We start from the raw sequence: 494 nt of genomic DNA on the forward strand, positions 1-494 counted from the left end.
CCCGGCCGGCGACGGGCCGACGAGCGCATGCGCCACCAGCACACCGGTGGCGAGGAGGCCGAAGGTCCAGCCCAGCCCGGACACCAGTCCGGAGTGGTCGCCTTGGGCGGCGAGGCGGCGTTCGTAGGCGAGGGTGGCCAGCCAGCCGCCGTCCATACCCAGCCCGACGACGGTGGCCACCGGCCACGGCATCAGAGCACCGAGCCAGCCGATGACGACAGCGAGGGTCAGGGCCATCGACACGACGGTCATCGCCGCGGCGGGGGTGCAGGTCCACTGCTTGCGGCTCATGCCGACACCTCTCCGGTGCTGGTGGTGAGGGTGCCGTCGGGGGTGCGGGCGAGCTGGCCGGCGGTGAGGAGGGCGGTGACGGTTCGGCTGACGGTGCCCTTGTGCAGCCCGGTGGCGACGCCGATCTCCTGGTGGGTGCGGGCGCCGTCGCGGACGGCGTGTAGGACCCGGTCCCGGTTCGTCGCCGGGCCGGCCTGCGCCGT

The 494-nt window shown here is 74.5% G+C and carries 1 protein-coding gene and 1 pseudogene; both read right to left on the bottom strand.

Going from position 1 to position 494, the window contains the following annotated elements; genetic code table 11:
* Positions 1-291 (bottom strand): annotated as a pseudogene (locus G6R24_RS21340) (protein spdB); the annotation flags it as partial.
* Positions 288-494: MarR family transcriptional regulator (locus G6R24_RS21345; protein WP_163550885.1), on the bottom strand; the 207-nt coding region annotated here is incomplete at its 5' end. The gene G6R24_RS21345 and the pseudogene G6R24_RS21340, both read right to left, overlap by 4 nt.

This window comes from Candidatus Frankia nodulisporulans (genome assembly GCF_902806475.1).
GTDB classification, from domain to species: Bacteria; Actinomycetota; Actinomycetes; order Frankiales; family Frankiaceae; genus Frankia; species Frankia umida.